This window comes from Paracoccus sp. MA (assembly GCF_020990385.1).
Classification (GTDB): Bacteria; Pseudomonadota; Alphaproteobacteria; order Rhodobacterales; family Rhodobacteraceae; genus Paracoccus.
The window spans coordinates 1,340,038-1,363,020 of sequence record NZ_CP087598.1 but is presented as its reverse complement, the minus strand read 5'-3'; the positions used below and the strand labels follow the sequence as shown (position 1 = coordinate 1,363,020).

The 22,983-nt window shown below is 69.1% G+C and carries 21 protein-coding genes; 9 read left to right on the top strand and 12 right to left on the bottom strand.

What is annotated here, in order from left to right; all coding sequences use genetic code 11:
* Positions 1-45 precede the first annotated feature (45 nt).
* The 4 genes from LOS78_RS13840 to LOS78_RS13825 are packed head-to-tail and all read right to left on the bottom strand — an operon-like array spanning position 46 to position 4,186.
* Complete coding sequence (locus LOS78_RS13840; RefSeq protein ID WP_230377147.1) at positions 46-1,149, bottom strand: acetoin dehydrogenase dihydrolipoyllysine-residue acetyltransferase subunit; 1,104 nt, start codon at positions 1,147-1,149, stop codon at positions 46-48.
* Between the two features lies 1 nt (position 1,150).
* The gene (locus LOS78_RS13835; RefSeq protein WP_230377146.1) at positions 1,151-2,158 is read right to left on the bottom strand and encodes an alpha-ketoacid dehydrogenase subunit beta; all 1,008 of its coding nucleotides are present in this window, start codon (positions 2,156-2,158) and stop codon (positions 1,151-1,153) included.
* A gap of 13 nt (positions 2,159-2,171) precedes the next feature.
* Positions 2,172-3,152, bottom strand: coding sequence for a thiamine pyrophosphate-dependent dehydrogenase E1 component subunit alpha (locus LOS78_RS13830; RefSeq protein WP_230377145.1), 981 nt, complete (start codon positions 3,150-3,152; stop codon positions 2,172-2,174).
* Between the two features lie 20 nt (positions 3,153-3,172).
* Positions 3,173-4,186 (bottom strand): ATP-NAD kinase family protein, encoded by a 1,014-nt coding sequence (locus LOS78_RS13825; protein WP_230377143.1) that lies wholly within the window; start codon positions 4,184-4,186, stop codon positions 3,173-3,175.
* A 124-nt stretch (positions 4,187-4,310) separates the two neighbouring features.
* On the opposite strand from LOS78_RS13825, the gene LOS78_RS13820 reads away from it, so the two are divergent.
* A complete protein-coding gene (locus tag LOS78_RS13820) occupies positions 4,311-5,450 on the top strand; it encodes an RNA polymerase subunit sigma-54 (protein WP_230377142.1) in 1,140 nt (379 codons plus the stop codon).
* Positions 5,451-5,481: 31 nt separating this feature from the next.
* Here LOS78_RS13820 and LOS78_RS13815 read toward each other — a convergent pair whose 3' ends face one another.
* Positions 5,482-6,399 carry a LysR family transcriptional regulator gene (locus LOS78_RS13815; RefSeq protein WP_230377141.1) on the bottom strand — a complete coding sequence of 306 codons (918 nt, stop codon included), beginning with the start codon at positions 6,397-6,399 and terminating at the stop codon, positions 5,482-5,484.
* Positions 6,400-6,582: 183 nt separating this feature from the next.
* Here LOS78_RS13815 and LOS78_RS13810 point away from each other — a divergent pair, with 183 nt between their 5' ends.
* The 7 genes from LOS78_RS13810 (at position 6,583) to LOS78_RS13780 (ending at position 13,397) form a co-directional block, all read left to right on the top strand.
* The gene (locus LOS78_RS13810) at positions 6,583-7,782 is read left to right on the top strand and encodes an ABC transporter substrate-binding protein (RefSeq protein ID WP_028713724.1); all 1,200 of its coding nucleotides are present in this window, start codon (positions 6,583-6,585) and stop codon (positions 7,780-7,782) included.
* Positions 7,782-8,558: an ABC transporter ATP-binding protein gene (locus LOS78_RS13805; RefSeq protein WP_028713725.1), complete on the top strand. Its 777-nt coding sequence runs from the start codon at positions 7,782-7,784 to the stop codon at positions 8,556-8,558. The genes LOS78_RS13810 and LOS78_RS13805 overlap by 1 nt, the downstream gene beginning before the upstream one ends.
* Positions 8,555-9,259 (top strand): ABC transporter ATP-binding protein, encoded by a 705-nt coding sequence (locus tag LOS78_RS13800; protein ID WP_230377140.1) that lies wholly within the window; start codon positions 8,555-8,557, stop codon positions 9,257-9,259. The genes LOS78_RS13805 and LOS78_RS13800 overlap by 4 nt, the downstream gene beginning before the upstream one ends.
* Before the next feature lies 1 nt (position 9,260).
* Entirely contained in the window at positions 9,261-10,148 is an 888-nt protein-coding gene (locus tag LOS78_RS13795) for a branched-chain amino acid ABC transporter permease (RefSeq protein ID WP_230377139.1), read from the top strand.
* The gene (locus LOS78_RS13790) at positions 10,149-11,150 is read left to right on the top strand and encodes a branched-chain amino acid ABC transporter permease (RefSeq protein ID WP_230377138.1); all 1,002 of its coding nucleotides are present in this window, start codon (positions 10,149-10,151) and stop codon (positions 11,148-11,150) included.
* Positions 11,151-11,196: 46 nt separating this feature from the next.
* Positions 11,197-12,795: a GMC family oxidoreductase gene (locus LOS78_RS13785; RefSeq protein ID WP_230377137.1), complete on the top strand. Its 1,599-nt coding sequence runs from the start codon at positions 11,197-11,199 to the stop codon at positions 12,793-12,795.
* Between the two features lie 71 nt (positions 12,796-12,866).
* A complete protein-coding gene (locus tag LOS78_RS13780; protein WP_230377136.1) occupies positions 12,867-13,397 on the top strand; it encodes a DUF3016 domain-containing protein in 531 nt (176 codons plus the stop codon).
* Positions 13,398-13,447: 50 nt separating this feature from the next.
* On the opposite strand, the gene LOS78_RS13775 is transcribed toward LOS78_RS13780, so the two are convergent.
* A complete protein-coding gene (locus tag LOS78_RS13775) occupies positions 13,448-14,851 on the bottom strand; it encodes an aldehyde dehydrogenase family protein (RefSeq protein ID WP_230377135.1) in 1,404 nt (467 codons plus the stop codon).
* A 356-nt stretch (positions 14,852-15,207) separates the two neighbouring features.
* On the opposite strand from LOS78_RS13775, the gene LOS78_RS13770 reads away from it, so the two are divergent.
* Positions 15,208-16,158: an AraC family transcriptional regulator gene (locus LOS78_RS13770; RefSeq protein ID WP_230377134.1), complete on the top strand. Its 951-nt coding sequence runs from the start codon at positions 15,208-15,210 to the stop codon at positions 16,156-16,158.
* Here the strand turns inward: LOS78_RS13770 and LOS78_RS13765 are convergent.
* The 6 genes from LOS78_RS13765 to peaA are packed head-to-tail and all read right to left on the bottom strand — an operon-like array spanning position 16,062 to position 22,851.
* The gene (locus LOS78_RS13765; protein WP_230377132.1) at positions 16,062-17,783 is read right to left on the bottom strand and encodes an ABC transporter ATP-binding protein; all 1,722 of its coding nucleotides are present in this window, start codon (positions 17,781-17,783) and stop codon (positions 16,062-16,064) included. The two genes, LOS78_RS13770 and LOS78_RS13765, sit on opposite strands and share 97 nt — an antisense overlap.
* Positions 17,776-18,444 carry a S8/S53 family peptidase gene (locus tag LOS78_RS13760; protein ID WP_230377130.1) on the bottom strand — a complete coding sequence of 223 codons (669 nt, stop codon included), beginning with the start codon at positions 18,442-18,444 and terminating at the stop codon, positions 17,776-17,778. Before LOS78_RS13760 ends, LOS78_RS13765 begins: the two co-directional genes overlap by 8 nt.
* Before the next feature lies 1 nt (position 18,445).
* Positions 18,446-19,522 carry a quinohemoprotein amine dehydrogenase subunit beta gene (gene peaD, locus LOS78_RS13755; RefSeq protein WP_230377128.1) on the bottom strand — a complete coding sequence of 359 codons (1,077 nt, stop codon included), beginning with the start codon at positions 19,520-19,522 and terminating at the stop codon, positions 18,446-18,448.
* A complete protein-coding gene (gene qhpC / locus LOS78_RS13750) occupies positions 19,522-19,854 on the bottom strand; it encodes a quinohemoprotein amine dehydrogenase subunit gamma (RefSeq protein ID WP_018001313.1) in 333 nt (110 codons plus the stop codon). Before qhpC ends, peaD begins: the two co-directional genes overlap by 1 nt.
* Complete coding sequence (gene peaB / locus LOS78_RS13745) at positions 19,851-21,308, bottom strand: quinohemoprotein amine dehydrogenase maturation protein (RefSeq protein WP_230377127.1); 1,458 nt, start codon at positions 21,306-21,308, stop codon at positions 19,851-19,853. Before peaB ends, qhpC begins: the two co-directional genes overlap by 4 nt.
* 4 nt (positions 21,309-21,312) lie before the next feature.
* Positions 21,313-22,851 carry a quinohemoprotein amine dehydrogenase subunit alpha gene (gene peaA, locus LOS78_RS13740; protein WP_230377126.1) on the bottom strand — a complete coding sequence of 513 codons (1,539 nt, stop codon included), beginning with the start codon at positions 22,849-22,851 and terminating at the stop codon, positions 21,313-21,315.
* Positions 22,852-22,983: the final 132 nt, after the last annotated feature.

The window sequence follows — 22,983 nt, the reverse complement described above, 5'->3', positions numbered from 1 at the left end:
CTCCTCCCATTGCAAGGGGCCGCCCCCGAGGGGACGGCCGCATTGTCAGGCGATGAAGTCGCGGATCAGGCGGTTGACCTCGGCCGATTGCTCCATCTGCACCATGTGGCCCGCATCGGGGATGACATGGCGCGATGCCCCCGGCAGGCTTTCGGCATGGGCGGCGGGGATGATCGCATCGGCCTCGCCCCAGATCACCTGCGCGGGCACGCCCGAGGCGGCCAGCGCCTCGGCCAGTCGCTCGGCCTGCCGGCCCTCGCGGAACAGGTTTCCGGCCAGTTCGGTCAGGAAATCCTGCACCCCGTCGAGGCGCTTGTATTTTAGCAGATCCTCGACCATCGCGCGGCTGACCAGCGACTGGTCCCTGAACAGATGCGCCAGCACCGGCTTCAGGTCCTTGCGCCCGGCGGCCTGCACGAAGCCGTCGATGTAATCCGCATTGATCTCGGACCCGAGGCCCGCCGGACAGATCAGCGTGACCGAGGCGGCGCGCGCCGGGTGCTGCGCCGCCAGCGTGCCGGCGACCAGCCCGCCCATGGAATGGCCGGCCAGATGCGCCCTGTCCGCGCCGATATGGTCGAGGAAGGCCAGGACGGTTTCCACCATCAGCCCCAGCCCGGCCGGGCGCGCGGATTTCACCGACTGGCCATGACCGGGCAGGTCCAGCGCATAGACCGGCGCGGCTTCCGCCAGCGCGTCGATGTTGAACAGCCAGTTGTCCAGATCGCCGCCGAAGCCGTGGATCAGCACCAGCGGCACACCCTCGCCCGGACGCTCGGCATAGCGGATGCGGCCCATGGGCAGGTCGGCATATTGATAGGAGGGGCCGGCATCCTCGTCCTCGTCGCCGGCCGACGGGGCCTGATAGGCGGCGACATAGGCGTCGATTTCCGCGCCCGGCACCGATTCCGGCGCCATCACCGCCAGCAGCGCGCGCACCGGATAGGTCTCGCCCTCGATGCCGACGCGGCGGCGCAAGAGGCCCCCGTCGGCGGCCTCGACCACATTGGCGATCTTGTCGGTCTCGACATCCATGATCTCGTCGCCGGGCTTGATCTCGGCGCCCTCGGCCACGTGCCAGGCCGCCAGCTTGCCCTCGCGCATCGAGAGCCCCCATTTCGGCATCAGGATCGGGGTGATGTCTGCCATGTCAGTTCTCCAGCGTCTTGCGAACGGCCGCGGCGATGCGCTCGGCCGAGGGCACATAGGCGTCCTCCAGCGAGGACGAGAAGGGCACCGGCGCATGCGGCGGCGTCACCATCTGGATGGGTGCCTTGAGCGCGCCGAAGGCGTCCTGCGCCACGGTGGCGGCGATGTCGGCGGCGATGGAACAGCGCGGGTTCGCCTCGTCGACGCAGACCAGCCGGCCGGTCGCCTCGACGCTTTCCAGCACCGTGTCCATGTCGATGGGCGACAGCGTGCGCAGGTCGACCACCTCGACATCGACGCCGTCCTTCTTCAGCAGCTCGGCGGCTTCCAGCGAGCGGCCGACCATCTGGCCATAGGTGACGATGGTGGCGTCCGCGCCCTCGCGGACGATGTTCGCCTCGCCGAAGGGGATGGCATAGGGCTCCTCGGGCACGTCGCAGGTGCTGGCGTAAAGGTTCTTGTGTTCGAGGAAGATCACCGGGTCGTTGTCGCGGATCGCCTGGATCAGCAAGCCCTTGCAGTCATAGGCGTTCGAGGGGCAGACCACCTTCAGCCCCGGCAGATGCGTGAAAAGCGGCGTCAGCATCTGGCTGTGCTGGCCCGCCGCGCGAAAGCCCGCGCCGCACATCGCCCGGATCACCACCGGGGTTTCCGCCTTGCCGCCGAACATGTAGCGAAACTTCGCTGCCTGGTTGAACACCTGGTCCAGGCAGACGCCGATGAAATCGACGAACATCAGTTCCGCCACCGGCCGCAGCCCCGCCGTCGCCGCGCCCACCGCCGCGCCGACATAGGCGCTTTCCGACAGCGGCGTGTCGATCATCTGCTTCGGATGCTTGGCGTAAAGCCCCTTGCTGACACCGAGGACGCCGCCCCAGGCGTCATCCTCGCCCTGCGCGCCGGCGCCGCCGACGATATCCTCGCCCATCATGATCACGGTGGGGTCGCGGGTCATCTCCTGATCCAGCGCCTCGTTCACCGCGTCCTTCATGCTGATGATGCGTGCCATGGTTTCCCCTCCCTCAATAGGACACGTAAACGTCGGTGGTCAGTTGTTCCGGGCCGGGCAGCGGCGCGGCGATGGCCTCGACCACCGCCTCGTCGATCAGCGCGGCCACCTCGGCGTCGATGGCGTCCAGCTCCTCGTCCGAGATCACCCCGGCCTCGGTCACCTTCTGGCGAAACAGCTTCAGGCAATCATTGTGCGCGCGGTTGTATTCGTTCTCGCCCGGCGCCTTGTAGGTCTGGGCGTCGCCTTCGAAATGGCCGAAGAAGCGGACGTTCTTGCATTCCAAGAGCGTCGGGCCGGCGCCTTCGCGGGCGCGGCGGATAACCTCGCCCGCCGCCTCGTGGACGGCGAAGAAATCCAGCCCGTCCACGGTGATCCCCGGCATGCCGAAACCGGTCGCCCGGTCCACGTAGCTGTCCGAGGCGGTGGCATAATCGACCGAGGTCGATTCGGCATAACCGTTGTTTTCCACCACGAAGATCACCGGCAGGTTCCAGATTGCGGCCAGATTCATGCTTTCCAGCACCGTGCCCTGGTTCGAGGCGCCGTCGCCGAAGAAGGTGATGCCGACGCCGTCATGGCCCAGCTTCTGCGCCGCCAGCGCCGCGCCGCAGACCAGCGGCGCCCCGGCGCCCAGGATGCCGTTCGCCCCCATCATCCCCAAGGACAGGTCGGCGATATGCATCGAGCCACCCTTGCCGGCGCAGCAGCCGGTGGCCTTGCCATAGATCTCGGCCATCATCGCCTTGACGTCGACGCCCTTGGCGATGCAATGGCCATGGCCGCGATGGGTCGAGGCGATGCGGTCGCGGTCGTGCAGATGCATCATGATGCCGACCGCCGTGGCCTCCTCGCCGGCGTAAAGATGCACGAAGCCCGGGATCTCGCCGCGGGCGAAATCGACATGCAGCCGTTCCTCGAAATCGCGGATGGTGCGCATCTTGCGATAGGCTTCAAGCAGCCGCTCCTTGGGCAGCGGAAACGGATTGGACATGAACTCCTCCCTTGTCTGGTTCAGTCTGGGTTGCGGATGAACAGCCCGGCCGCGGCCGCATGGGCCATGCAGGCGGGCACGTCGATGGTGCGGAAGGCGTCGGGCACCAGCCGCATCGAGACCCGGTCACTTTCGGTGAAGGTCAGCTCGCGCTCGCCGTCGAAGGCCAGCGTGCCGGCGGGGATCGAGGGGCAATGCGCCTTGCCCGGTGCCATGCGCGCGACGCCGGCGATGCCCACCCGGTCGATCAGCCCCGGCGCGATGGGGGCAAGCAGCTGGCGCGGCGCGTCGGGCGACAGGCGGACATGCCGGCCCTCGGGCGTGGCGCGGTCCACCGGGTCGCAGAGCCCGGCGATGGCCGACATGCCGATGGCCTGCGGCAGGCCGAAGGTCACGAACAGGTCGCGGAATCCGGCGGCCTTCCAGATGGCGCGGGCCCCGACGAAGCGGTCCTCGACCACGGCGACATCGACCAGCGCGATCTCGCGCCGCTCGCCCAGCGTCACCTCCAGCCATTTGTTCGGCCGCAGCGCCACGGCCTCGGGCACCTGTCCGGTGACGGCCAGCCCCACCGCGAGGCCGGTGATCGTCGGCTCGCGCAGCTCGGGAAAGGCGTTGTTGGTGCCGGTCGAGACCCCGGCCACCGGCACCGCGCCGCAGGCCCCCACCACGACGCGGCTGGTGCCGTCGCCGCCCAGAACCACGATGGCGCCCACGCCGTCCTCGGCCATCATCCGGGCGGCGCGGGCGCTGTCCTCGGGCGTGGCGGTGACGGGCATGTCCAGGTAGCGCAGGCGCGGGAAATTCCCGTGGCCGAGTCGAAGCTCGCGCTGGATGCTGCGTTCCAGGTGAAAGCGGATGCCGCCGTTTTCCGGCATGACCACCACCTCATCGACGCCGGACGCGGCCAGCCCGGCCATCATGCGCAGCACGATATTGGCGCGGTCGTTGATGGGCAGGTTGCCCGCATGCGAGATCACCCGCCGGATGTCGCGGGCCGAAATCGGATTGGCGATGATGCCGACCTTGACCATGTCTGTCCTCCCTGCCCATCATGCAAGCAACGGCCGTGCCAATTTTCCGGCGCAGGGTTTGCCGGGGTTTTCGCGCCGGGCTGTTGCATGGCCGTGCAACACTGTGGCGCCACAGGGGTGGGGGATGCAGAACCAGCAGCAGCGCCAGATCCGCGGCCTTGCGCTGAGCCAGCAGATGCGGCTGTCGCTGGACCTGCTGCATATGGACGGCGCGCGCCTGCGCCGTCGTCTGCGGCTGGAGGCGGCGCGGAACCCGTGCCTGGACCTGGTCGAGACGCCCGAGGCGCTGACGGCAAGGCAGGCGCTGGCCGCGCAGATCGGGCTGCTGCGCCTGACCCGGGACGAGGCCGATCTGGCCCGGGCGCTGGTGCATTGCCTGGACGAGCGCGGCTGGCTTGCCGACCCGCTGCCCGAGATCGCCGGCTGGCTGGCGGTGCCGGCCGCGCGGATCGAGGCGCTGCTGCCCGTCCTTCAGGGCCTCGACCCGCCCGGCATCTTCGCTCGCGATCTGGCCGAATGCCTGCGGCTGCAATTGCGGGCGCGGGGACGGCTGGACCCGATGATCGAGCGGCTGTTGCAGCGGCTGGACCTGGCCGCCTCGGGCGATCTGGCGGCGATCCGGGCGCATTGCGGCTGCGATGCCGAGGACGCGGCCGGGATGCTGGCCGATCTGCGCGCCCTGTCGCCCTTTCCGCTCTCCGAGGATATGACACCCCCCATGGCGCCCGAACTGGAGCTGACGGCGGACGGCCGTGTCCTGCCGCTGGACGCACCGGCCCCGACGCTGCGCGCCGGCGCGGGCGCCGCCGGGCAGGCCGCCCTTGCCCGTGCCCTGATCGCGGGTTGCGAGGCACGCGGCGCCAGCCTGCTGCGCATCGCCTCGGCGCTGGCCGAGGCGCAGGCGGATTGGCTGCGCGGGCAGGGGGCCTTGCGGGCGCTGACCATGGCCCAACTGGCCGGACGGCTGGGGCTTGCGACAAGCACCGTCAGCCGGGCGGTGGCGGGCGTGGCCATGCGGACACCGCGCGGCACCGTGCTGTTGCGCCAATTGCTGCGCATCCCGGCCAGCCCGCGCAATCCCGATCTGAGCCGCGGCGAGGCGCAGGAGGCGCTGCGCCGGCTGATCGCGGACTGGCCGGCGGGACAGCGGATATCGGACGCGGCGCTGGCGCAGCGGCTGGCCGGGCAGGGCATCGCCCTGTCGCGCCGCACGGTGGCGAAATACCGCGCCGAGATGGGGCTGGCCGCCCGGGGCCGGCGCTGATCCCGGCCTTCAGGCGGGGCGCGCGCCGCGGTCAGCCCGGCCCGGCATGGTCCATGGGGCGGGACAGCTCGTGGCCGCGCTCGGCCAGGCTGGCCGACAGAAAGCCGATCACCGCCCGCACCCATTGCATCACCCGCAGGTCGCGATGGCAGGTCAGCCAATAGGTCCGGGTCAGCCGGACCCGGTCGGGCAGCACGATCTGCAGCTCGGGATATTTCGCGGCGATATACCAGGGCAGCACGCCGATCCCCAGCCCGTTGCGCACCGCCGCCAGCTGGTTGAAGATGCTGGAGCTTTTGACGCTGGCCCGGATGGCGGGATGGATCTCGCCCAGATAGTCCAGGCCGGGGGCGAAGATCATCTCCTCGATATAGCCGATGAAACGCAGCTGGCGCAGATCCTCGGGGCCGGCGATGGGCGGCAGGCCGCGCAGATGCTCGCGGGTGGCATAGAGATGCAGGGTGTAATCCGCCAGCCGCTCCGAGCGATAGGGACCGCTGGTCACAGGGTCCAGCGTGATCGAGATATCCGCCTCGCGCCGCGACAGCGACAGCACCTGCGGCATGGTGACGAGTTCCAGCGAGATCAGCGGGAAGCGCGCGATGAAGGCGGGCAGCAGATGGGTCGAGAACAGGCTGCCGAAGCCTTCGGGCATGGCCAGCCGCAGGGGCCGCGCCTGTCCCGGGGCGCTGGCCTGGTCCAGCGGGATCAGCCCGGCGGCCTCCTCCATGCGCTCGGCGGCCTCGATCAGGCGCTGGCCGGCGGGCGTCGGCTCATAGCCGCGGGGGTTGCGCTCGAACAGCCGGGTGTTCAGCGCCTGCTCCAGCCGGTCGATGCGGCGCGAGACGGTGACATGCGAGGTGCCCAGATGCCGCGCGGCGCGCGACAACTGGCCTTCGCGCACAACCGCCAGAAAGAATTGCAGATCGTCCCAGCTGAGATTGGCCATCTGTTCGAAAACGCACAGGTCCTGTAAGAAATTAAACCGATCTGAACACTTGTGTCAAAGCCGAATTACCTGCATCGTTCGGATGAGCGGGCGCGGGAGTCGCCCCTCGTCATGGACAGGACAGCGTTCCCACCCGGCCCGCCCAAGCGGCCGGCGGAAGGAGTACGCCTTCGGGAGGACATAATGCGAAAGTTTCTGCTGTCGGCCACCGCGGTCGGCCTTGTTGCCACGCCTGCCTTGGCCGAGATCTCGGACGGCAAGGTCAGGATCGGCATCCTCAACGACCAGTCGGGGGTCTATGCCGATTTCGGCGGCAAGTTTTCCTATGAGGCGGCGCGGATGGCGGTCGAGGATTTCGGCGGCACGGTGCTGGACGCGCCCATCGAGGTCGTCACCGCCGACCACCAGAACAAGCCCGACATCGCCTCGAACATCGCCCGGCAATGGTATGACACCGAGCAGGTCGATGCGATCATGGAGCTGACCACCTCCTCGGTCGGCCTGGCGGTGCAGGCGCTAAGCCAGGAAAAGAAGAAGATCACCGTCAACACCGGCGCCGCCACGACCGAGCTGACCGGGGCGCAATGCACCCCCTATGGCTTCCACTGGGCCTATGACACCCATGCGCTGGCGGTGGGCACCGGCGGCGCGCTGGTGAAGGAAGGCGGCGACAGCTGGTTCTTCCTGACTGCCGACTATGCCTTTGGCTATTCGCTGGAGGAGCAGACCGGCAATTTCGTCAAGTCGCAGGGCGGCACGGTCGCGGGGGCGGTGCGCCACCCGCTGGCGACGACGGATTATTCCTCGTTCCTGCTGCAGGCGCAGGCTTCGGGCGCCAAGGTCATCGGCCTGGCCAATGCCGGCATGGACACGCAGAACGCCATCAAGCAGGCGGCGGAATTCGGCATCACCGCCGGCGGCCAGCGCCTTGCGGCGCTGCTCTTCACCCTGGCAGAGGTGCATGGCATCGGGCTGGATGCCGCGCAGGGGCTGACGCTGACGGAAAGCTTCTACTGGAACCGCAACCCGGAATCGCGCGAGTTCGGCGAACGCTTCAAGGAACGCACCGGTGTCATGCCGAACATGGTCCATGCAGGCACCTATTCGGCGGTCACCCAGTATCTCAAGGCGATCCAGGAGGCGGGCACCGACGAGACCGAGGCCGTCGCCGCCAAGATGCACGAGATGCCGGTCGACGATGTCTTCGCCCAGGGCGGCAAGGTCGGGCCCAATGGCCGGCTGATCAAGGACGTCTACCTGATGGAGGTCAAGGCCCCCGGCGACGTGACCGAGGACTGGGACTATTACAACGTCCTGGCCACCATCCCGGGGGACGAGGCCTTCCTGAAGCCGGCCGACAGCGGCTGCCCGCTGGTCCAGTGATGGCGGCATCTGTGGCAACGCAGGCCGAGCCGCGGGTGGTTTTGTCCGCCCGCGGCCTTGGGAAGGATTTCGCCGGTTTCACGGCGGTGAACAACGTCGATCTGGACGTGGAGCATGCGCGCATCCATGCGCTGATCGGGCCGAACGGCGCCGGCAAGACCACGGTCTTCAACCTCTTGACCAAGTTCCTGCAGCCGACGCGGGGCCAGATCACGCTCTTGGGCCAGGACATCACCAACACCAAGCCCGACAAGGTGGCGCGGATGGGGCTGGTGCGCAGCTTCCAGATCTCGGCGGTGTTCCCGCATCTGACGGTGCGCGAGAACGTCAAGGTGGCGCTGCAGCGGCCGGCGGGGCTGGCGGTGCAGTTCTGGCTGCCGCTCTCGTCGCTCGACCGGCTGGACGCGCGCGCCGACCAGCTGATCGAGCAGCTGGGCCTGGCGCGCTGGCGCGACCACCGCGCCGCCGACCTGTCCTATGGCAGGAAGCGCGTGCTGGAGATCGCGACCACCCTGGCGCTCGACCCCGAGGTGCTGCTCTTGGACGAGCCGATGGCCGGCATGGGGCAGGAGGACGTGGCCATGGTCGCCGGGATCATCCGCGACGTCGCCGCCGAGCGCGCCGTGCTGATGGTCGAGCACAATCTGAGCGTCGTGGCCAATATCTGCCACCACGTCACCGTGCTGCAGCGCGGCGAGATCATCGCGGCGGGCGACTATGCCGCCGTCTCGGCCGATCCGCGCGTGCGCACCGCCTATATGGGGTCCGAGGCATGAGCGCGCCGCTTCTGAACGTCCGCGACCTGCATGCCTGGTATGGCGAAAGCCATGTCCTGCACGGCGTGAACCTGACCGTCGCCGAGGGCGAGACCATCTGTATCCTGGGCCGCAACGGCATGGGCAAGACCACCACGCTGCGCGCGATCATGGGCATCCTGCGCAAGCGCACCGGCCGGATCGAATTCGCCGGGCGCGACATGACGGCGCTGCCCCTGCACCAGACCGCCCGCGCCGGCCTGGGCTTCGTGCCCGAGGAGCGCGGCATCTTCGCCAGCCTCTCGGTCGAGGAGAACCTGATGCTGCCGCCGAAGGTCGCCGAAGGCGGCATGTCGGTCGAGGAGATCTACGCGCTGTTCCCGAACCTGCAGGAACGCCGCAATTCGCAGGGCACCAAGCTTTCGGGGGGCGAGCAGCAGATGCTGGCCATGGCGCGCATCCTGCGCACCGGGGCGCGCTGCCTTTTGCTGGACGAGCCGACCGAGGGGCTGGCGCCGGTCATCATCCAGGCCATCGGCGAGGTGCTGCAAAAGCTGAAGGCGCGGGGCATGACCGTGGTGCTGGTCGAGCAGAACTTCCGCTTCGCCGCCAAGGTCGCCGACCGCTTCTACCTGATGGACCACGGCCGGATGACAGCGGAATTCCCGGTCGCGGAACTGCAGGCGCAGATGGACATGCTGCATCGGGAACTGGGGGTGTGACATGACGATGATCTTCGGCGTTCCCATTCAGGCCCTGATGGGGCAGTTGCTGGTCGGGTTGATCAACGGCTCGTTCTACGCGCTGCTGTCGCTGGGCCTTGCGGTGATCTTCGGCCTGCTTCGGGTCATCAACTTCGCGCATGGCGCGCAATACATGCTGGGCGCCTTCGTGGCGCTGCTGCTCCTGACCGTGGGCGGCATCAACTACTGGCTGGCGCTGCTGCTGGCGCCGCTGGCGGTGGGCCTGTTCGCGGCGCTGGTGGAAAAGACCATGCTGTCGCGGCTCTACAAGCTCGACCATCTCTACGGGCTTCTCTTCACCTTCGGGCTGGCGCTGGCGATCGAAGGGACGTTTCGCTATTTCTTCGGCGCCTCGGGCAAGCCCTATGCGCCGCCCGCGCAGCTGACCGGGGCGGTGAACCTGGGCTTCATGTTCCTGCCGATCTATCGCGGCTGGGTGGTCATCGCCTCGCTGGCGACCTGCATCGGGGTCTGGCTGCTGATCGAGAAGACCAAGCTCGGCGCCTATCTGCGCGCCGCGACCGAGAACCCCACGCTGGTGCAGGCCTTCGGCGTCAACGTGCCGCTGCTGCTGACCCTGACCTATGCGCTTGGCGCGGGCCTCGCGGGTTTCGCGGGGGTGCTGGCGGCGCCGGTCTATCAGGTCAGCCCGCTGATGGGTTCGAACCTGATCATCATCGTCTTCGCCGTGGTGGTGGTCGGCGGCATGGGCTCGATCCTGGGCGCCATCGTCACCGGCTACATGCTGGGCGTGGTCGAGGGTCTGACCAAGGTCTTCTACCCCGAGGCCTCGAACATCGTGATCTTCGTCATCATGGCGATCGTCTTGATCCTGCGGCCCGCGGGCCTTTTCGGAAAGGATGCCTGAATGGCCGCAAAATCCGAAACCGTCGTCTCGGAGGACCATGTCGCGGCCCATCCCCGCGCCGGGCAGGTCCGGCTGCTGCTGGTCGCTGTCGCGCTGGCCGGGCTGCTGGTGGCGCCGATGTTCCTCTATCCGATCTTCCTGATGAAGCTTCTGGCCTTCGCGCTCTTCGCCTCGGCCTTCAACCTGCTCTTGGGCTATACCGGCCTTCTGTCCTTCGGCCATGCCACCTTCTTCGGGGGCGCGGCCTATTTCACCGCCCATGCGGTCAAGGTCTGGGGCTGGTCGCCCGAGGCCGGCATCCTGCTGGGCGTCGCCGGCGCGGCGGCGTTGGGGCTGGTGATGGGCGCCATCGCCATCCGCCGCCAGGGCATCTATTTCGCCATGATCACCCTGGCGCTGTCGCAGATGTTCTTCTTCTTCTGCCTGCAGGCGCCCTTCACCCATGGCGAGGACGGCATCCAGTCTGTGCCGCGGGGGCATCTGTTCGGGCTGATCGACCTGAACCGGCCGATGAACATGTATTACTTCGTGCTGGCGGTGTTCGTGATCGGGCTGCTGGTCATCCGGCGCTTCGTGAATTCGCCCTTCGGCATGATCCTGAAGTCGATCCGCGAGAACGAGCAGCGCGCGATCTCGCTGGGCTATTCGGTGCAGCATTACAAGCTGGGCGCCTTCGTGATGTCGGCGGCGCTGGCGGGGCTCGCGGGCGGCGTCAAGGCGCTGATCTTCCAGTTCGCGACGCTGACCGACGTGACCTGGCAGATGTCGGGCGAGGTGATCCTGATGACGCTCTTGGGCGGCATCGGCACGCTGCTGGGCCCCATCGTCGGCGCAGGGCTGGTGGTCACGCTGCAGAACTACCTCGCCACCTCCGACTTTCCGGTCACCATCATCACCGGCGTGGTGTTCATGGTCTGCGTGCTGCTGTTCCGCCGCGGGCTGGTGGGCGAGTTCTTCGCAACCAAGATCGGCAGAAGGCTCGGGTTCAGGGGCGAATCGTGATGTCGCGGCCCTCGCGTGGCTGCGGGGGCCCTGCATGGAGTATCCGATGGAAAGCTACGATTATATCGTGATCGGCGCGGGCAGCGCCGGCTGCGTGCTGGCCAACCGCCTCAGCGCCGATCCCGGCACCCGCGTGCTGCTGCTGGAGGCCGGGGGGCGCGACAATTACCACTGGATCCATATCCCGGTCGGCTATCTCTATTGCATCGGCAATCCGCGCACCGACTGGGGCTACAGCACCCAGCCCGAGCCGGGGCTGAACGGCCGGGCGCTGCTTTATCCGCGCGGCCGGGTGCTGGGCGGCTGCTCCTCGATCAACGGCATGATCTACATGCGCGGGCAGGCGGCGGATTACGACCATTGGCGCCAGCTTGGCTGCACCGGCTGGGGCTGGGACGACGTGCTGCCGCTGTTCAAGGCGCAGGAGGACCATTATCGCGGCGCCGACGCCATGCACGGCGCCGGCGGCGAGCTGCGGGTCGAGACGGCGCGGGTCCGCTGGGCGGTGCTCGACGCCTTCATGGAAGCGGCGGAACAGGCCGGCATCCCGCGGACCGAGGATTTCAACCGCGGCGACAACGAGGGCGGCGGCTATTTCGACGTGACCCAGCGCAGCGGCTGGCGCTGGAGCGCGGCCCGCGCCTTCCTGCGCCCGGTCAGGAACCGCCCGAACCTGCGCATCCTGACCGGCGCCGAGGTCGAGCGGCTGGCGATCGAGGCGGGCGAGGTCGCGGGCGTCGTCTTTCACCATCAGGGCCAGCGCCGCGAGGTCCGCGCTTCGCGCGAGACGGTGCTGGCGGCGGGCTCCATCGGCTCGGTGCAGATCCTGGAACTGTCCGGCGTCGGGCGCGGCGAGGTGCTTCAGGCCGCCGGCATCGCCCCGCAGGTCGAGGTGCCGGGCCTGGGCGAGAACCTGCAGGACCATCTGCAATTGCGGCTGGTCTACAAGGTCCGCGGCGTGCCGACGCTGAACGAGAAGGCCTCGCATCTGCTGGGCAAGGCGGCGATCGGGCTGGAATACCTGCTGAAACGCTCGGGTCCGATGTCGATGGCGCCAAGCCAGCTGGGCATCTTCACCCGCTCCGGGCCGGACAAGGCGACGCCGGACCTGGAATTCCACGTCCAGCCGGTCAGCCTGGACAAGTTCGGCGACCCGGTGCATCCCTTCCCGGCCATGACCGCCTCGGTCTGCAACCTGCGGCCGGAAAGCCGCGGCTCGGTCCATGTCGCCGGGCCGGATTTCCGCGCCCATCCCGCGATCCGGCCGAACTACCTTTCGGCCGAGGCCGACCGCGAGGTGGCGGTGCGCGCCATCCGCCTGGCGCGCAAGATTGCCGCGCAGCCGGCCTTCAACCGCTTCAATCCCGAGGAATACGTCCCCGGCATCGCCTTCCAGACCGACGAGGACCTGGTCAAGGCGGCCGGCGCGGTCGGCACCACCATCTTCCACCCGGTCGGCACCTGCCGCATGGGCGCCGATGACGGCGCGGTGGTCGACCCCCGGCTGCGGATGCGGGCGCTTGGCCGGCTGCGCATCGCCGACGCCTCGGTCATGCCGACGATCACCAGCGGCAACACCAACGCCCCGGTGATGATGATCGCGGAAAAGGCCGCGCGGATGATGCTGGAGGATGCCAGGGCCTAGGCCGCGGCTTTGACTTTTCCGCCGGCCTGCCCATATCCTTGCGCAGGGCTGGAAATGCGAAAGGCAAAGCCATGCTCAGAATCCTCTGCCTGTCCCTTGCGCTGGGGCTTGCGGCGCCCGCCGCCATGGCGGGGCCGGCGGCGCCTGCCGAGGGGCGCGTCACCGTAACCTATGTCGCGCCGGAAACCTTCCGGGACCGCGAGTTTCGCCGCGAACGCAGCCGCGTCTCGGCGCTGGCCGAGTTCGACCGCTGGTTCGCCGAGCTTGGCGCGCGCTACCTGCCTGCCGGGCAAAGCCTGCAGGTCGAGGTGCTCGACATCGACCTTGCCGGCGAGTCCGAGCCCTGGCGCAGCGGTTTCCACGACGTGCGCTTCCTGCGCGACATCACGCCGCCGCGCATCCATCTGCGCTATCGACTGCTGCAGGGTGGTGCGGTCGTTCGCGCGGGCGAGGAGCGGCTGACCGACATGAACTATCTTTCCAACCCGCGCGGCCATGGCGACGGGCGGCGCTTCGTCCATGACAAGCTGATGCTGCAGGGCTGGTTCCGCAAGACCTTCGCGGCGCCGCAGCGGCAATCCCGCCGGGATCTGTCGGGCTGATCGGCGGGGCAGGGGCGCGGCCGGCCCCTGCCGGGCCCGGCCGCCTGCCGTCAGCGCGCCTCGTTCACGATCCTGATCTGGGTGAACTCGGCCAGCCCCTCTTCGGCGAACTCGACGCCGAGTCCGGATTGCTTGGCGCCGCCGAAGGGGATGTTCGGGCCGAAATCCAGGTGCTTGTTGATCCAGACCGTGCCGCTTTCGATGCGCTCGGCGACGCTGCGGGCCAGGTCGCGATCCTCGCCCCAGACCGAGCCGCCCAGGCCAAGCTCGATGCCGTTGGCGCTGGCCACCGCCGATTCCACGTCCTCGAAGCGGATCACCGGCAGGATCGGGCCGAATTGTTCCTCGTCCACGATGCGGTCGCCGTCCTTGACGTCGGCGACGATGGTCGGGCGGATGAAATAGCCGGGCCCCTCGGTCAGCGCGCCGCCGGCGATGATGCGGCCGTCGGCGCGGGCGGAATCGAGGAAGCCCTTGACCTTCTCGAACTGCATGCGGTTCTGCAGCGGGCCGATGGTGGTGCCCTGCTGCAAGCCGTCGCCGACCACGGCGGCCTCGGCCAGCTCGGCCAGGCGGGCGCAGACTTCCTCATAGATCGAATCGTGCACATAGGCGCGCTTGATCGCCAGGCAGACCTGCCCGGCATTCATGAAGGCGCCGGCGAAAAGCCCGGGCGCGACTTTGGCCGGATCGGCGCCCGGCAGCACGATGGCCGCATCGTTGCCGCCCAGTTCAAGCGTCAGCCGCTTGATGGTGGATGCCGCGCTGGCCATGATCTTCTGCCCGGTCGCGGTCGAGCCGGTGAACGAGATCTTGGCGACATCCGGATGCGCGGTCAGCGCCGCGCCCAGGTCGTTCTGGTCGGTGACGATGTTGACCACGCCCGGCGGCAGGATCCCGGCGATGATCTCGCCCAGTTTCAGCGTGGTCAGCGGCGTGGTCGGCGCGGGCTTGACCACCATGGTATTGCCGGCCAGCAGCGCCAGCGGCAGCTTGAAGGCCACGATCAGCACCGGGAAGTTCCAGGGAATGATCGCCCCGACCACGCCCAGCGGCTTGCGGAACTGCCGCACCAGCCGGCTGTCGCTGTCCTCGATCACCTTCACCGGCAGGTCATAGCTCGCCAGATGGCGGATGAAGGCGCAGGTATAGGCGATCTCGGCCTGCGCCTCGGGCAGGGGCTTGCCCTGTTCCTGCGTCAGCAGCCGGGCGAACTCCTCGGCCCGCGCCTCCAGACCGTCGGCGATCTGCAGGATCAGCGCGCGCCGTTCCTCGATCGGGCGGGCGGCCCAGGCGGGAAAGGCCGCCTTGGCCGCCGCCACCGCCGCGTCGAGCTGCGCCGCCGAGGCACGGGGGGCTTCGGCCAGCAGCTGTTCGTTGGCCGGGTTCACGACCTCCATGGTCATGTCGCCCGCGACCAGCTGGCCGTCGATCAGCAATCGGTATTCCGTCATTTCGTCCCTCCCCAAAAGCGTCGCGCAAGTCTGGGGCAGAAGCCGGGTCGATTCTTGCCATATCCGGCCAATTCGCCGGGGCCGAGGGGCGCGGGCCGAAATCTGGCCGGAAATGTCAAATCCGCAACTGCCTGATTTTGCGGCATGATCCGGGAAAGCGGCGGATTTGTAACGGTTTTTCGCAAGCCCCGTCCCAAGGCCCGCGCGATGCGGCGATTCTTGGGGATCGTCCGGCGGATATGCTACACTTTGTCGCAACAGGGAAATAGCCGGGGCAAGGCGCGAGACAGCGGCCACCCGGCGCAGCCACGGGAAATGCCATGCAAGGGTCATGGATTCGCGGAGCCATCGCATTCATGCTGATCGGGTCCGAGGCGGACGGCGCCCCGGCTGCCGCTGCCCCGGTGCCGGCGATGCCCTTGCAGACCTTCGTCAACCATCTCGAACAGGAGCGCGCCGCCAGCAGCGACGGCCTGCGCTCATGGCGCTCGGGCGAGGAGATGGAGCTTTCCGCCATCGGCATCCTGGGCGACGCGGTCGCCCCGCGCCGCACGCTGGGCGAGGCGCTGCGCATCCTCGCCCGCGGCTTTCCGGTACTGCAATCGAACAGCCGGGTCTCGCTCGAGGTGATCGGCGACGAGGCGCATGTCTGCTACCGGGTGCTCGACCCGCGGATCTGGCCGCGCCGGGCGGATGCCGAGCTGACGCTGGGGCTGATCCGCGGCATCTGCGACCGCTACGCGGTGCCGAACAGCGCGATACAGGACCTGTGCTTCGAGCATCAGCCGGATCGGGACCTGCGGGTGCTGGCGCATCATCTGGGCCGCACGCCGCGCTTCGGCCAGGACGAGAACCGCATCGTGTTTTCCGCGCGCATGCTGGGCAACACGCTGCGCGCCGAGGCCGGAGGCGATGCCATGGCGCTGTCGAAACGGCTGGACGAGGCGCTGACCGAGCTGCGGCGGCAGACCCCGGTCGCGCAGCGGGTGCACGAGCTGATCCTGGCGCAGATGGAACGCGGGCTGGTCAACCAGGCCCATATCGCCGCGCAGCTCGGCATGTCCGAGCGTTCGCTGCGCCGGGCGCTGGCCGCCGAGGGGCAGCCGTTCCACGAGATCCTCGAAGAATGCCGCCGCGTCCACGGTTTCGCGCTACTGGTGCGCAGCGACCGGCTGTTCGGCGAGATCGCGCTGCTGCTGGGCTATTCCGATCAGACCGCCTTTTCGCGCGCCTTCTCGCGCTGGTATGGCGCTTCGCCGCGCGAACTGAGGAAGATGGGCGCCGAGGAGGTCAGCGTGATCCGCTGATCGAACCGCCCCTCGCGCGCCGGGCCGCTATGGGCGATGAAGATGCGCGTGGCGTCGGCCCGCCGCGTCTCTATGGCGGCCAGGATGCGCCGGCAGGCGGCATCGTCGATTTCCGAGAAGGCTTCGTCGAAGATCAGCACCTCGGCCGGGCGCAGCAGCGCGCGGGCGATGGCGATGCGCTGGCGCAGCCCGCCCGACAGATTGGCGCCGGTTTCGCTGACCGGCGTGGCAAGCCCGGCCTCGGCCCGCGCCCATCCGGCCAGATCGGCGGCCTCCAGCGCCTGCCACAGCGCGGCATCGCCCGCATCCGGCGCGGCCAGGCGCAGGTTCTCGGCCAGCGTGCCGCGCAGGATCGCCGGGCGCTGCGCCAGATGGGTGATGCGCGCGGCGAGGGCCAGCGGGCGCAGATGCGCGACCTCGGCGCCCGCAAGCCGCACCGCTCCCTCGGCCAGCGGCGCGTCGCGGGTCAGCGTGGCCATCAGCCGCGACTTGCCGATCCCCGACGGCCCATCCAGCAGCACGCGCTGGCCCGGCGGGATCACGGCCGTCACCGGATGATGCGCGGCGCCCTCGGCCCGGGCCTCGCGCAGGGCGATGGTCAGCCGGCCGGGCGGCGGCTCGGCGCCCGCGTCGGGACGGGCCGAGGCCATCACCGCGCCCAGCCGGTCCGCCGCCACCCGCGCCCGGGCCTGCGCATGGTAGAGGCCCAGAAGATTGCGCAGCGGCCCCGACATCATCCCGGCATAGGCAAGGAAGGCGACCAGCGTGCCGATCTGCCATTCGCCGCGGACCACCTGCCAGCCGCCGACCAGCAGGATGGTGCCGCGCAGGATGGCGGTGATGGTCTGGCTGACCGCGCCCACCGTCTCGGACCAGAGCCGCTGGCGTGTCAGCCCGGCGATCTGCGCCTGCTGCGCGGCGCCGAAGCCCGCCGCCCGCTGGTCCAGCGCGCCCAGCCCGCGCAGGGTGGCGCGGGCCGACAGCGTCTCGGCCATCTGCGCGGAAAGCGCGCCGCGCTGGCTGCGCACATCCTCGGCCAGCGCGCGGGTCCGGGGCCGGGCGCGGGACAGGAACCACAGCTCGAAGGGCGCGGCCAAGAGCGGCAGGACCGCCATGCGCCAGTCCAGCGCGATCATCAGCCCCAGCCCGCCGGCCAGCCGGAACAGCGCGCCGACCGCGACCAGGGCGGTGTCGAAGGCGAAGCCCTGGATCTCGGCGCAGTCGCCGTCCAGCCGCGCCATCGCCTCGCCCAGCGGCAGGTCGGCGTGGGCCGGGTCGCGCGCGAGGGCCGCGCCGAACAGCCCACCGCGCAGATCGGCCAGCATCCGGGCCGAGGCGCGCAGGTGCAGCATCGAGTTCACCATCCCGAAGCCCACCGCGCCCAGGCCGAGCGCAAAGGACAGCCCGGCCCAGAAGATCAGCGCGCCCATGTCCCGCGCCATGATGCCGGCATCGATCACCTGCCGGGTCAGCATCGGCATGGCCAGCCCCAGCGCCGCCGCGGCAAGCGAGGCCGCCAGCACCACCAGCCCCGAAGGCAGGGCGCGCGCCATCACCGGCGCCAGCCAGCCCGCCGCCTCGGGGCCGAAGATCAGCCGGGCAAGGCGGGCGGCCAGCCTATCCATGGCCGCATTTCCGTTCCGGGCCGTGATGGATCGCGCGCGCCGCCAGTGCGGCGATGGCGGCCGGCCCGTCGAGCCGGCCCGCCCCCGCCATGATCGCCGCCAGATGGCCGGCGACGCGCGCCGCGCCCAGGCTTGCGCCGCCCATCCCGGGCGGGCTGTGCTCGGGCGAATTGCACCAGGCCCCGAACAGCGCCGGGCCCAGTTGCGACAGATCATCCCAGCCGCAGCGCGCATCGCCGGTGGCGGCGATCACGCCGGGATAGGCGGCGGGAAAGCAGGGTGCGCCACGGGCCGGATGCGCCGCGACCAGAACCGCGCCGCCGGCCACCAGCGCCTCGCAGGCCCGGCGCAGCGGCGCGCGGTCGGCGCTCAGGCCCAGGCTCATGCAGATCACCTCGGGCCGGGCCTCGTCCATGGCGGCGAACCAGCGCAGCGCGGCGGCGACGCGCAGCGCGCTGGTGACAGGCCGGTCGTCGAAGACCTGCGCATGGATGACCGCCGCGCCCGGGCAGGCGCGGCGGATGATCGCGGCGACGGCGGTGCCGTGGCCCAGCCGGTCGGGCCGGGCGGGGATGGCCGAGCCGTCGGCCATGAAGGCGCGGGCGTCCTCGGCCGGGTCCTCGGGGCCGGGGCCGCTGTCGATCACCCCCACCCGCAGCATGTCATTCGTCCCGCGTGAACAGCCGCACCGAGGCCAGCGACATCGAGGCGTTGCCGGGCAGGTCGACCTGGCCCTTCTTCTCCAGCGTCTCGGCATCATAGGCGGCAAGGTCGCCAAGCGCGCCGCCCAGCCAGACCGTGCTGCCGTCGGTCGAGACGTTCACGGAATAATAGCTGTGCGGCAGCGCCACCCGCTTGATCGAGGCGTTCTTTTCCAGGTCGAAGCTTTCCAGCACGTTATAGGCGCCGAAGGCGCGGGTCTTGGCCGGGTTCACCGCGGTCGAGAAATAGAACACGTCCATGATGCGGATTTCGCGCATCGCCATCTCGCCGGTCTCCAGGTCCATGGTCAGCAACCCGGTGCGATAGGCTGCCGGGTCGGCCGGGTCGACGTCCTTGCGCGCGGTGTAGAAGGGCGTCGCCATCACCCCCGAGCTTTCGTGCTGGTTCCAGACCGCCAGCACGTCGGGCTGGGCATAGGTCTCGGCCTCCCAGCTCTGGATCGGCTTGTCTTCGATCAGCGTGCCGGTCTCGGGGTCCATGACATGCAGGTCGCGGCCCAGCCCGTAAAGCTTCGAGCCGTCGCTGGCCCAGGCCAGCATGGTGACCTGGCGCGGCGCCTCGAAGGCCTTGCGCCGTTCCAGCGTCTCGGCATCGTAAAGCGCGATGCGGGTGGGCTGGACCTCGAAATGCGTCAGCTCCAGCTTCACCGGGCTTTCATAGATCGCCAGCGTCTTGCCATCGGGGGAAAGCGCGGCGCCGAACAGGCTTTTCACTCGCTCCTCGGGGATGGACAGGTCGATGCGGCCCAGCGTCTCGCCGGTCACGAGGTCGACCTTGACCAGGCTTTCGGACTTGTTGACCGTGGCATAGGCGATCCTGCCGTCCGGCGCGACCATCGGCACCATGGGCGTCGGGCCGGCGTCGTCGATCTCGATCACCTTCTCGACCGCCATTGTCTGGGTATCGACCACGACCAGCTTGTTGGGCCGCGCCGGGGCGAGGATGTAGTCATGCGCGGCGGCCGGGCCGGCCAGCAGCGCCGCGGCGGAGGCCAGGAGCAGAAGGGATTTGCGCATCAGGACGAGCCTTTCGTTTCCGGGAACACCGATTGCAGCTTGCGCCAGTCCTGCATGACGTCGTCGGCGCCGGCGCTCCAGTTCGGATAGGTGTTCAGCGTATCGGCCACCTGCGCCGGCCACCAGCAGGGATCGGCGCAGCCGTACAGGTCGGCCTCCATCGGCTGGCACAGGTTCGAGACGGCGCCGAAGGCGTCCACCTCCCAGCCGGGGTCGAAGGAGGTGGTGCAGCCGACCAGCGAATTCATCGCCACGACCTCCTCCTCGCGGCCCAGGGCCTCGGCTTCGACGAAGGCCTTCGCCTTGGCGTTGGCGGGGATCAGATGTTTCATTGGAGAACCTCCCTTGCTGGGCCGGACCGGGTGATCCGGGGTTCCAATTGGCTGCGGAAGAAGGACGGGTTGGCCTGCATGATGCGGACATAGGATTCGATGCCGAAATCGACCCAGTCCCGCATCAGGTCGCAGTAATGCCAGACCGGCGCGAAGGGATCGCCTTGCCGGGCATAGCTTTCGTGATAGCAGCCGCCGGCGCAGATACTGCGGATGCGGCAGGTCTTGCAGCCAAAGGCGCTGCGGTCCTGCGCGGTCTCGATGAAGCCGGCGAGCTTGGGGATGTCGATGCCGGCTTCGACATTGCCATAGGTCGGCTGGTTCGAACCGACGAAGCGGTGGCAGAGGTGCAGCTCGCCCTCCTTGTCGACGGCCAGCATCCCCAGGCCCGCGCCGCAGGGCACCGCCTTCTTGGTGCCCTGGGCGATGTCGGTCAGCAGTTGGTGCATGTTGGAAAAGCCGATGTTCTCGCCCCGGCAGGCGGCCTCGACATAGCGCCGGCCCAGGGTCTTCATGTCCTCGAAGGCGCGCTTCAGCGCCTCCTGGTCCAGGTTGAAGACCGCGATCGGCCCCGAGGTCGCCGGGCCGAAGCCGACCTCGTGAAAGCCCAGCTCGTTCTTCAGGTGGTCGTGGATGCCGATGACGTCAGTCACGCCGCGCGTCAGCGTCACCCGCACGCCGACCGGGCGCGAGCGATAGCGCGCAAGCAGCATGCGCACATTGCGCGCCACCAGGTCATAGGTGCCCTTGCCGCCCACCGTCTTGCGGTTCGCGTCATGCAGCGCCTTGGGGCCGTCCATGCTGACCGTCAGCGCAAAGCGATGCGCGTCGAACCAGTCGACCAGTTCCGGCGTCAAGAGCGTCGCATTGGTGGTCAGCGAGAAATCGACCGTCTTGCCCAGCTCGGCCGCGCGCGGCAGGGCATAGGCGACGACCTCGCGGATTAGCGGCATGTTCGACAGCGGCTCGCCGCCGAAGAACACCACGTTCACCCGGTCGCGGGCATGGGCCTGCTTCAGCAGCAACTCGAAACTGGCGCGCGCCGTCTGGAAGCCCATCTTCTGGCCCTTGGCCGGGGTGGTCAGGTCTTCCTTGTAGCAATAGGTGCAGGCCAGGTTGCAGCCGGTGTTCACGTTCAGGATGATCGTGGACAGCGGGATCTCCTCGACCCTGGCGATGGGGCGCGGGGTGTCCGCCGCATCAGCATCGCGCAGGATGTCGAGCGCCAGGAAGCTTTGCAGGCAGTCGGCCAGGGTGTCGGGGGCGTGATGCGCGCCCAGCTCGGCGCGCATCACATCGGGATCGACGGCGGGCGAGCGGCGGAACAGGTCGTAGACGTCGCGCGCCACGCCGTCGAGCTCGAACAGGCTGGTCGTCGGCACATGCATCAGCATGGCGTGGCCGTCGACATCGACGCGGTGGGCATTGTGGCGGATGAGGGTCAGGGCTCCCATGGCGTCACCGGATCGGCGCGTCGACGAAGCGCTGCACCGTGGCGTAGAGATGCGCCTCGGCACTCAGCGGCTCGCCTCCGGCCTCGACGGTGGCGACCACCTTCAGGTTGCCGGCATTGTTGGTCTGCATCGGCCGTTCCGGGTTCGGCCCGGCATCGGCCGGCGTGAACAGGCCGGTGTCGTCGATCGAGCCGGCATATTTCGCGTCCTGCATCTTTTCCGCCTCCTCGTCGAAATTGTCGGTGGCCCAGCTGGCCGGGAAGGCGCCCAGGGCGATGTCGTCCTCGGTCCCGGCTTCGCCGTCGGGACCGTTCAGCCAGCCAATCGCCTCGAACTGCGCGGGCACCTTGGGGATCGGGCCGCCATTGCCGCCGATGCGGGCGATGGTCATGTCTGGCACGATGCTGATGCGGTCGGGCCGGTCATAGGCCACCAGCTCGACCTTCTGCCCGCCCAGATCCAGGCTGACCGGGCCGGGCGCGCCGCTGGCGGTCAGCTTCAGCACCGTCACGCCGTCCCCGGCGCTTTCCACGCTGCCGGTAACGCCTTCGGGCAGGGTCAACGCATCGCCCAGGCCGGTGCCCGCGACGCGGACCCGCGTTTCCTCGCCGATCTTCAGCCGCGCGGGGGCGGCCGCCAGCACCTGCGGCGCGCCGTCCGCCTTCACCGCCGCCAGCCTTCCGCCGATCACGTCGCTGTCGGCATGATACCAGCGGCCCGAGAAGCGGCCGTCCTCGAAGGCCATGACCTGGCGGATGGTGGTCTCGCCGTCGCTCAGCGTCGCCCGCCATTCGCCGGCGCCGAGGATGCGGCCGGTGCCGGCAAAGCTCCGGCTGCCATCGGCGAAGTCGAGGGTCATGGTCACCTCGTAATCCTCGCCCGCCTTCTTCAGCGCCAGCCGGCCGGTATAGTCGCCGCGCCCCGGCTGCCGCCCGGCCAGCACGTAATCGCCCGAGGCATCGCCGGCAAAGGCGGCCGGCGCTTCGCCCAGCGGATAGGTCTTGGCGAGGAAGGGGATGATCTCGGCCTGGGCGATGCCCCACCAGTCGCGATCCCGCGCCAGCGCCTGGTATTCCAGCGTCGGGAACTGGCCGAGGTGGAAGTTGACCAGATGCGTCCAGTCCTCGGGGGTGCGGCGCTGCAAGGCGACGCGGGCATAGGAATGGCAGCGGCCGCAGGTCTGGGTCATCAGCGTGTCGGGGCCATCGTCCCAGGCCACCGGCTCGCGTTCCAGGATGTAGCGGCGCTCTTCGGTCTCGGAAAGCGTCAGGCCGCGGGTGTCGGACAGGTAGCGCACCACCGCCGCGCGTTCCTCGGGCTGCAGGGCGACCCCGTGGTTGCGCATCATCCGCGTCACGGTCATGTCCCAGCCCTCGGGCGTCTTGCGGGCGGCGTCGATGCGCTCCCAGCGACCGTCCTCGTGCTTGACATGGCAGGCGGCGCAGGCGTTCTCCAGCACCTCCTCTCCGGTTGCCGCAAGGGCCGGACTGGCGGCGGCAAGGGCTGCGGCAGAGACCAGCGCGGTTCGGGTCAATGGCTTCATCTGGCGGTTTCCTATGGCTGGCCGGGCGGGGCCCGATTGCTTCGCCATCCAGAAAAGCGCCAGCCGGGGCGGCATTCTTGTCATTCCCGGCCAAAGGCGCGGCGGATGGTCGCGCCGGGCCATTCTGGCCGG

What these genes read in the sequence shown, in the direction of transcription:
- LOS78_RS13840 (WP_230377147.1), bottom strand. Translation starts at nt 1,149, where the DNA reads ATGGCAGACATCACCCCGATCCTGATGCCGAAATGGGGGCTCTCGATG.
- LOS78_RS13835 (WP_230377146.1), bottom strand. Translation starts at nt 2,158, where the DNA reads ATGGCACGCATCATCAGCATGAAGGACGCGGTGAACGAGGCGCTGGAT.
- LOS78_RS13830 (WP_230377145.1), bottom strand. Translation starts at nt 3,152, where the DNA reads ATGTCCAATCCGTTTCCGCTGCCCAAGGAGCGGCTGCTTGAAGCCTAT.
- LOS78_RS13825 (WP_230377143.1), bottom strand. Translation starts at nt 4,186, where the DNA reads ATGGTCAAGGTCGGCATCATCGCCAATCCGATTTCGGCCCGCGACATC.
- LOS78_RS13820 (WP_230377142.1), top strand. Translation starts at nt 4,311, where the DNA reads ATGCAGAACCAGCAGCAGCGCCAGATCCGCGGCCTTGCGCTGAGCCAG.
- LOS78_RS13815 (WP_230377141.1), bottom strand. Translation starts at nt 6,399, where the DNA reads ATGGCCAATCTCAGCTGGGACGATCTGCAATTCTTTCTGGCGGTTGTG.
- LOS78_RS13810 (WP_028713724.1), top strand. Translation starts at nt 6,583, where the DNA reads ATGCGAAAGTTTCTGCTGTCGGCCACCGCGGTCGGCCTTGTTGCCACG.
- LOS78_RS13805 (WP_028713725.1), top strand. Translation starts at nt 7,782, where the DNA reads ATGGCGGCATCTGTGGCAACGCAGGCCGAGCCGCGGGTGGTTTTGTCC.
- LOS78_RS13800 (WP_230377140.1), top strand. Translation starts at nt 8,555, where the DNA reads ATGAGCGCGCCGCTTCTGAACGTCCGCGACCTGCATGCCTGGTATGGC.
- LOS78_RS13795 (WP_230377139.1), top strand. Translation starts at nt 9,261, where the DNA reads ATGACGATGATCTTCGGCGTTCCCATTCAGGCCCTGATGGGGCAGTTG.
- LOS78_RS13790 (WP_230377138.1), top strand. Translation starts at nt 10,149, where the DNA reads ATGGCCGCAAAATCCGAAACCGTCGTCTCGGAGGACCATGTCGCGGCC.
- LOS78_RS13785 (WP_230377137.1), top strand. Translation starts at nt 11,197, where the DNA reads ATGGAAAGCTACGATTATATCGTGATCGGCGCGGGCAGCGCCGGCTGC.
- LOS78_RS13780 (WP_230377136.1), top strand. Translation starts at nt 12,867, where the DNA reads ATGCTCAGAATCCTCTGCCTGTCCCTTGCGCTGGGGCTTGCGGCGCCC.
- LOS78_RS13775 (WP_230377135.1), bottom strand. Translation starts at nt 14,851, where the DNA reads ATGACGGAATACCGATTGCTGATCGACGGCCAGCTGGTCGCGGGCGAC.
- LOS78_RS13770 (WP_230377134.1), top strand. Translation starts at nt 15,208, where the DNA reads ATGCTGATCGGGTCCGAGGCGGACGGCGCCCCGGCTGCCGCTGCCCCG.
- LOS78_RS13765 (WP_230377132.1), bottom strand. Translation starts at nt 17,783, where the DNA reads ATGGATAGGCTGGCCGCCCGCCTTGCCCGGCTGATCTTCGGCCCCGAG.
- LOS78_RS13760 (WP_230377130.1), bottom strand. Translation starts at nt 18,444, where the DNA reads ATGCTGCGGGTGGGGGTGATCGACAGCGGCCCCGGCCCCGAGGACCCG.
- peaD (WP_230377128.1), bottom strand. Translation starts at nt 19,522, where the DNA reads ATGCGCAAATCCCTTCTGCTCCTGGCCTCCGCCGCGGCGCTGCTGGCC.
- qhpC (WP_018001313.1), bottom strand. Translation starts at nt 19,854, where the DNA reads ATGAAACATCTGATCCCCGCCAACGCCAAGGCGAAGGCCTTCGTCGAA.
- peaB (WP_230377127.1), bottom strand. Translation starts at nt 21,308, where the DNA reads ATGGGAGCCCTGACCCTCATCCGCCACAATGCCCACCGCGTCGATGTC.
- peaA (WP_230377126.1), bottom strand. Translation starts at nt 22,851, where the DNA reads ATGAAGCCATTGACCCGAACCGCGCTGGTCTCTGCCGCAGCCCTTGCC.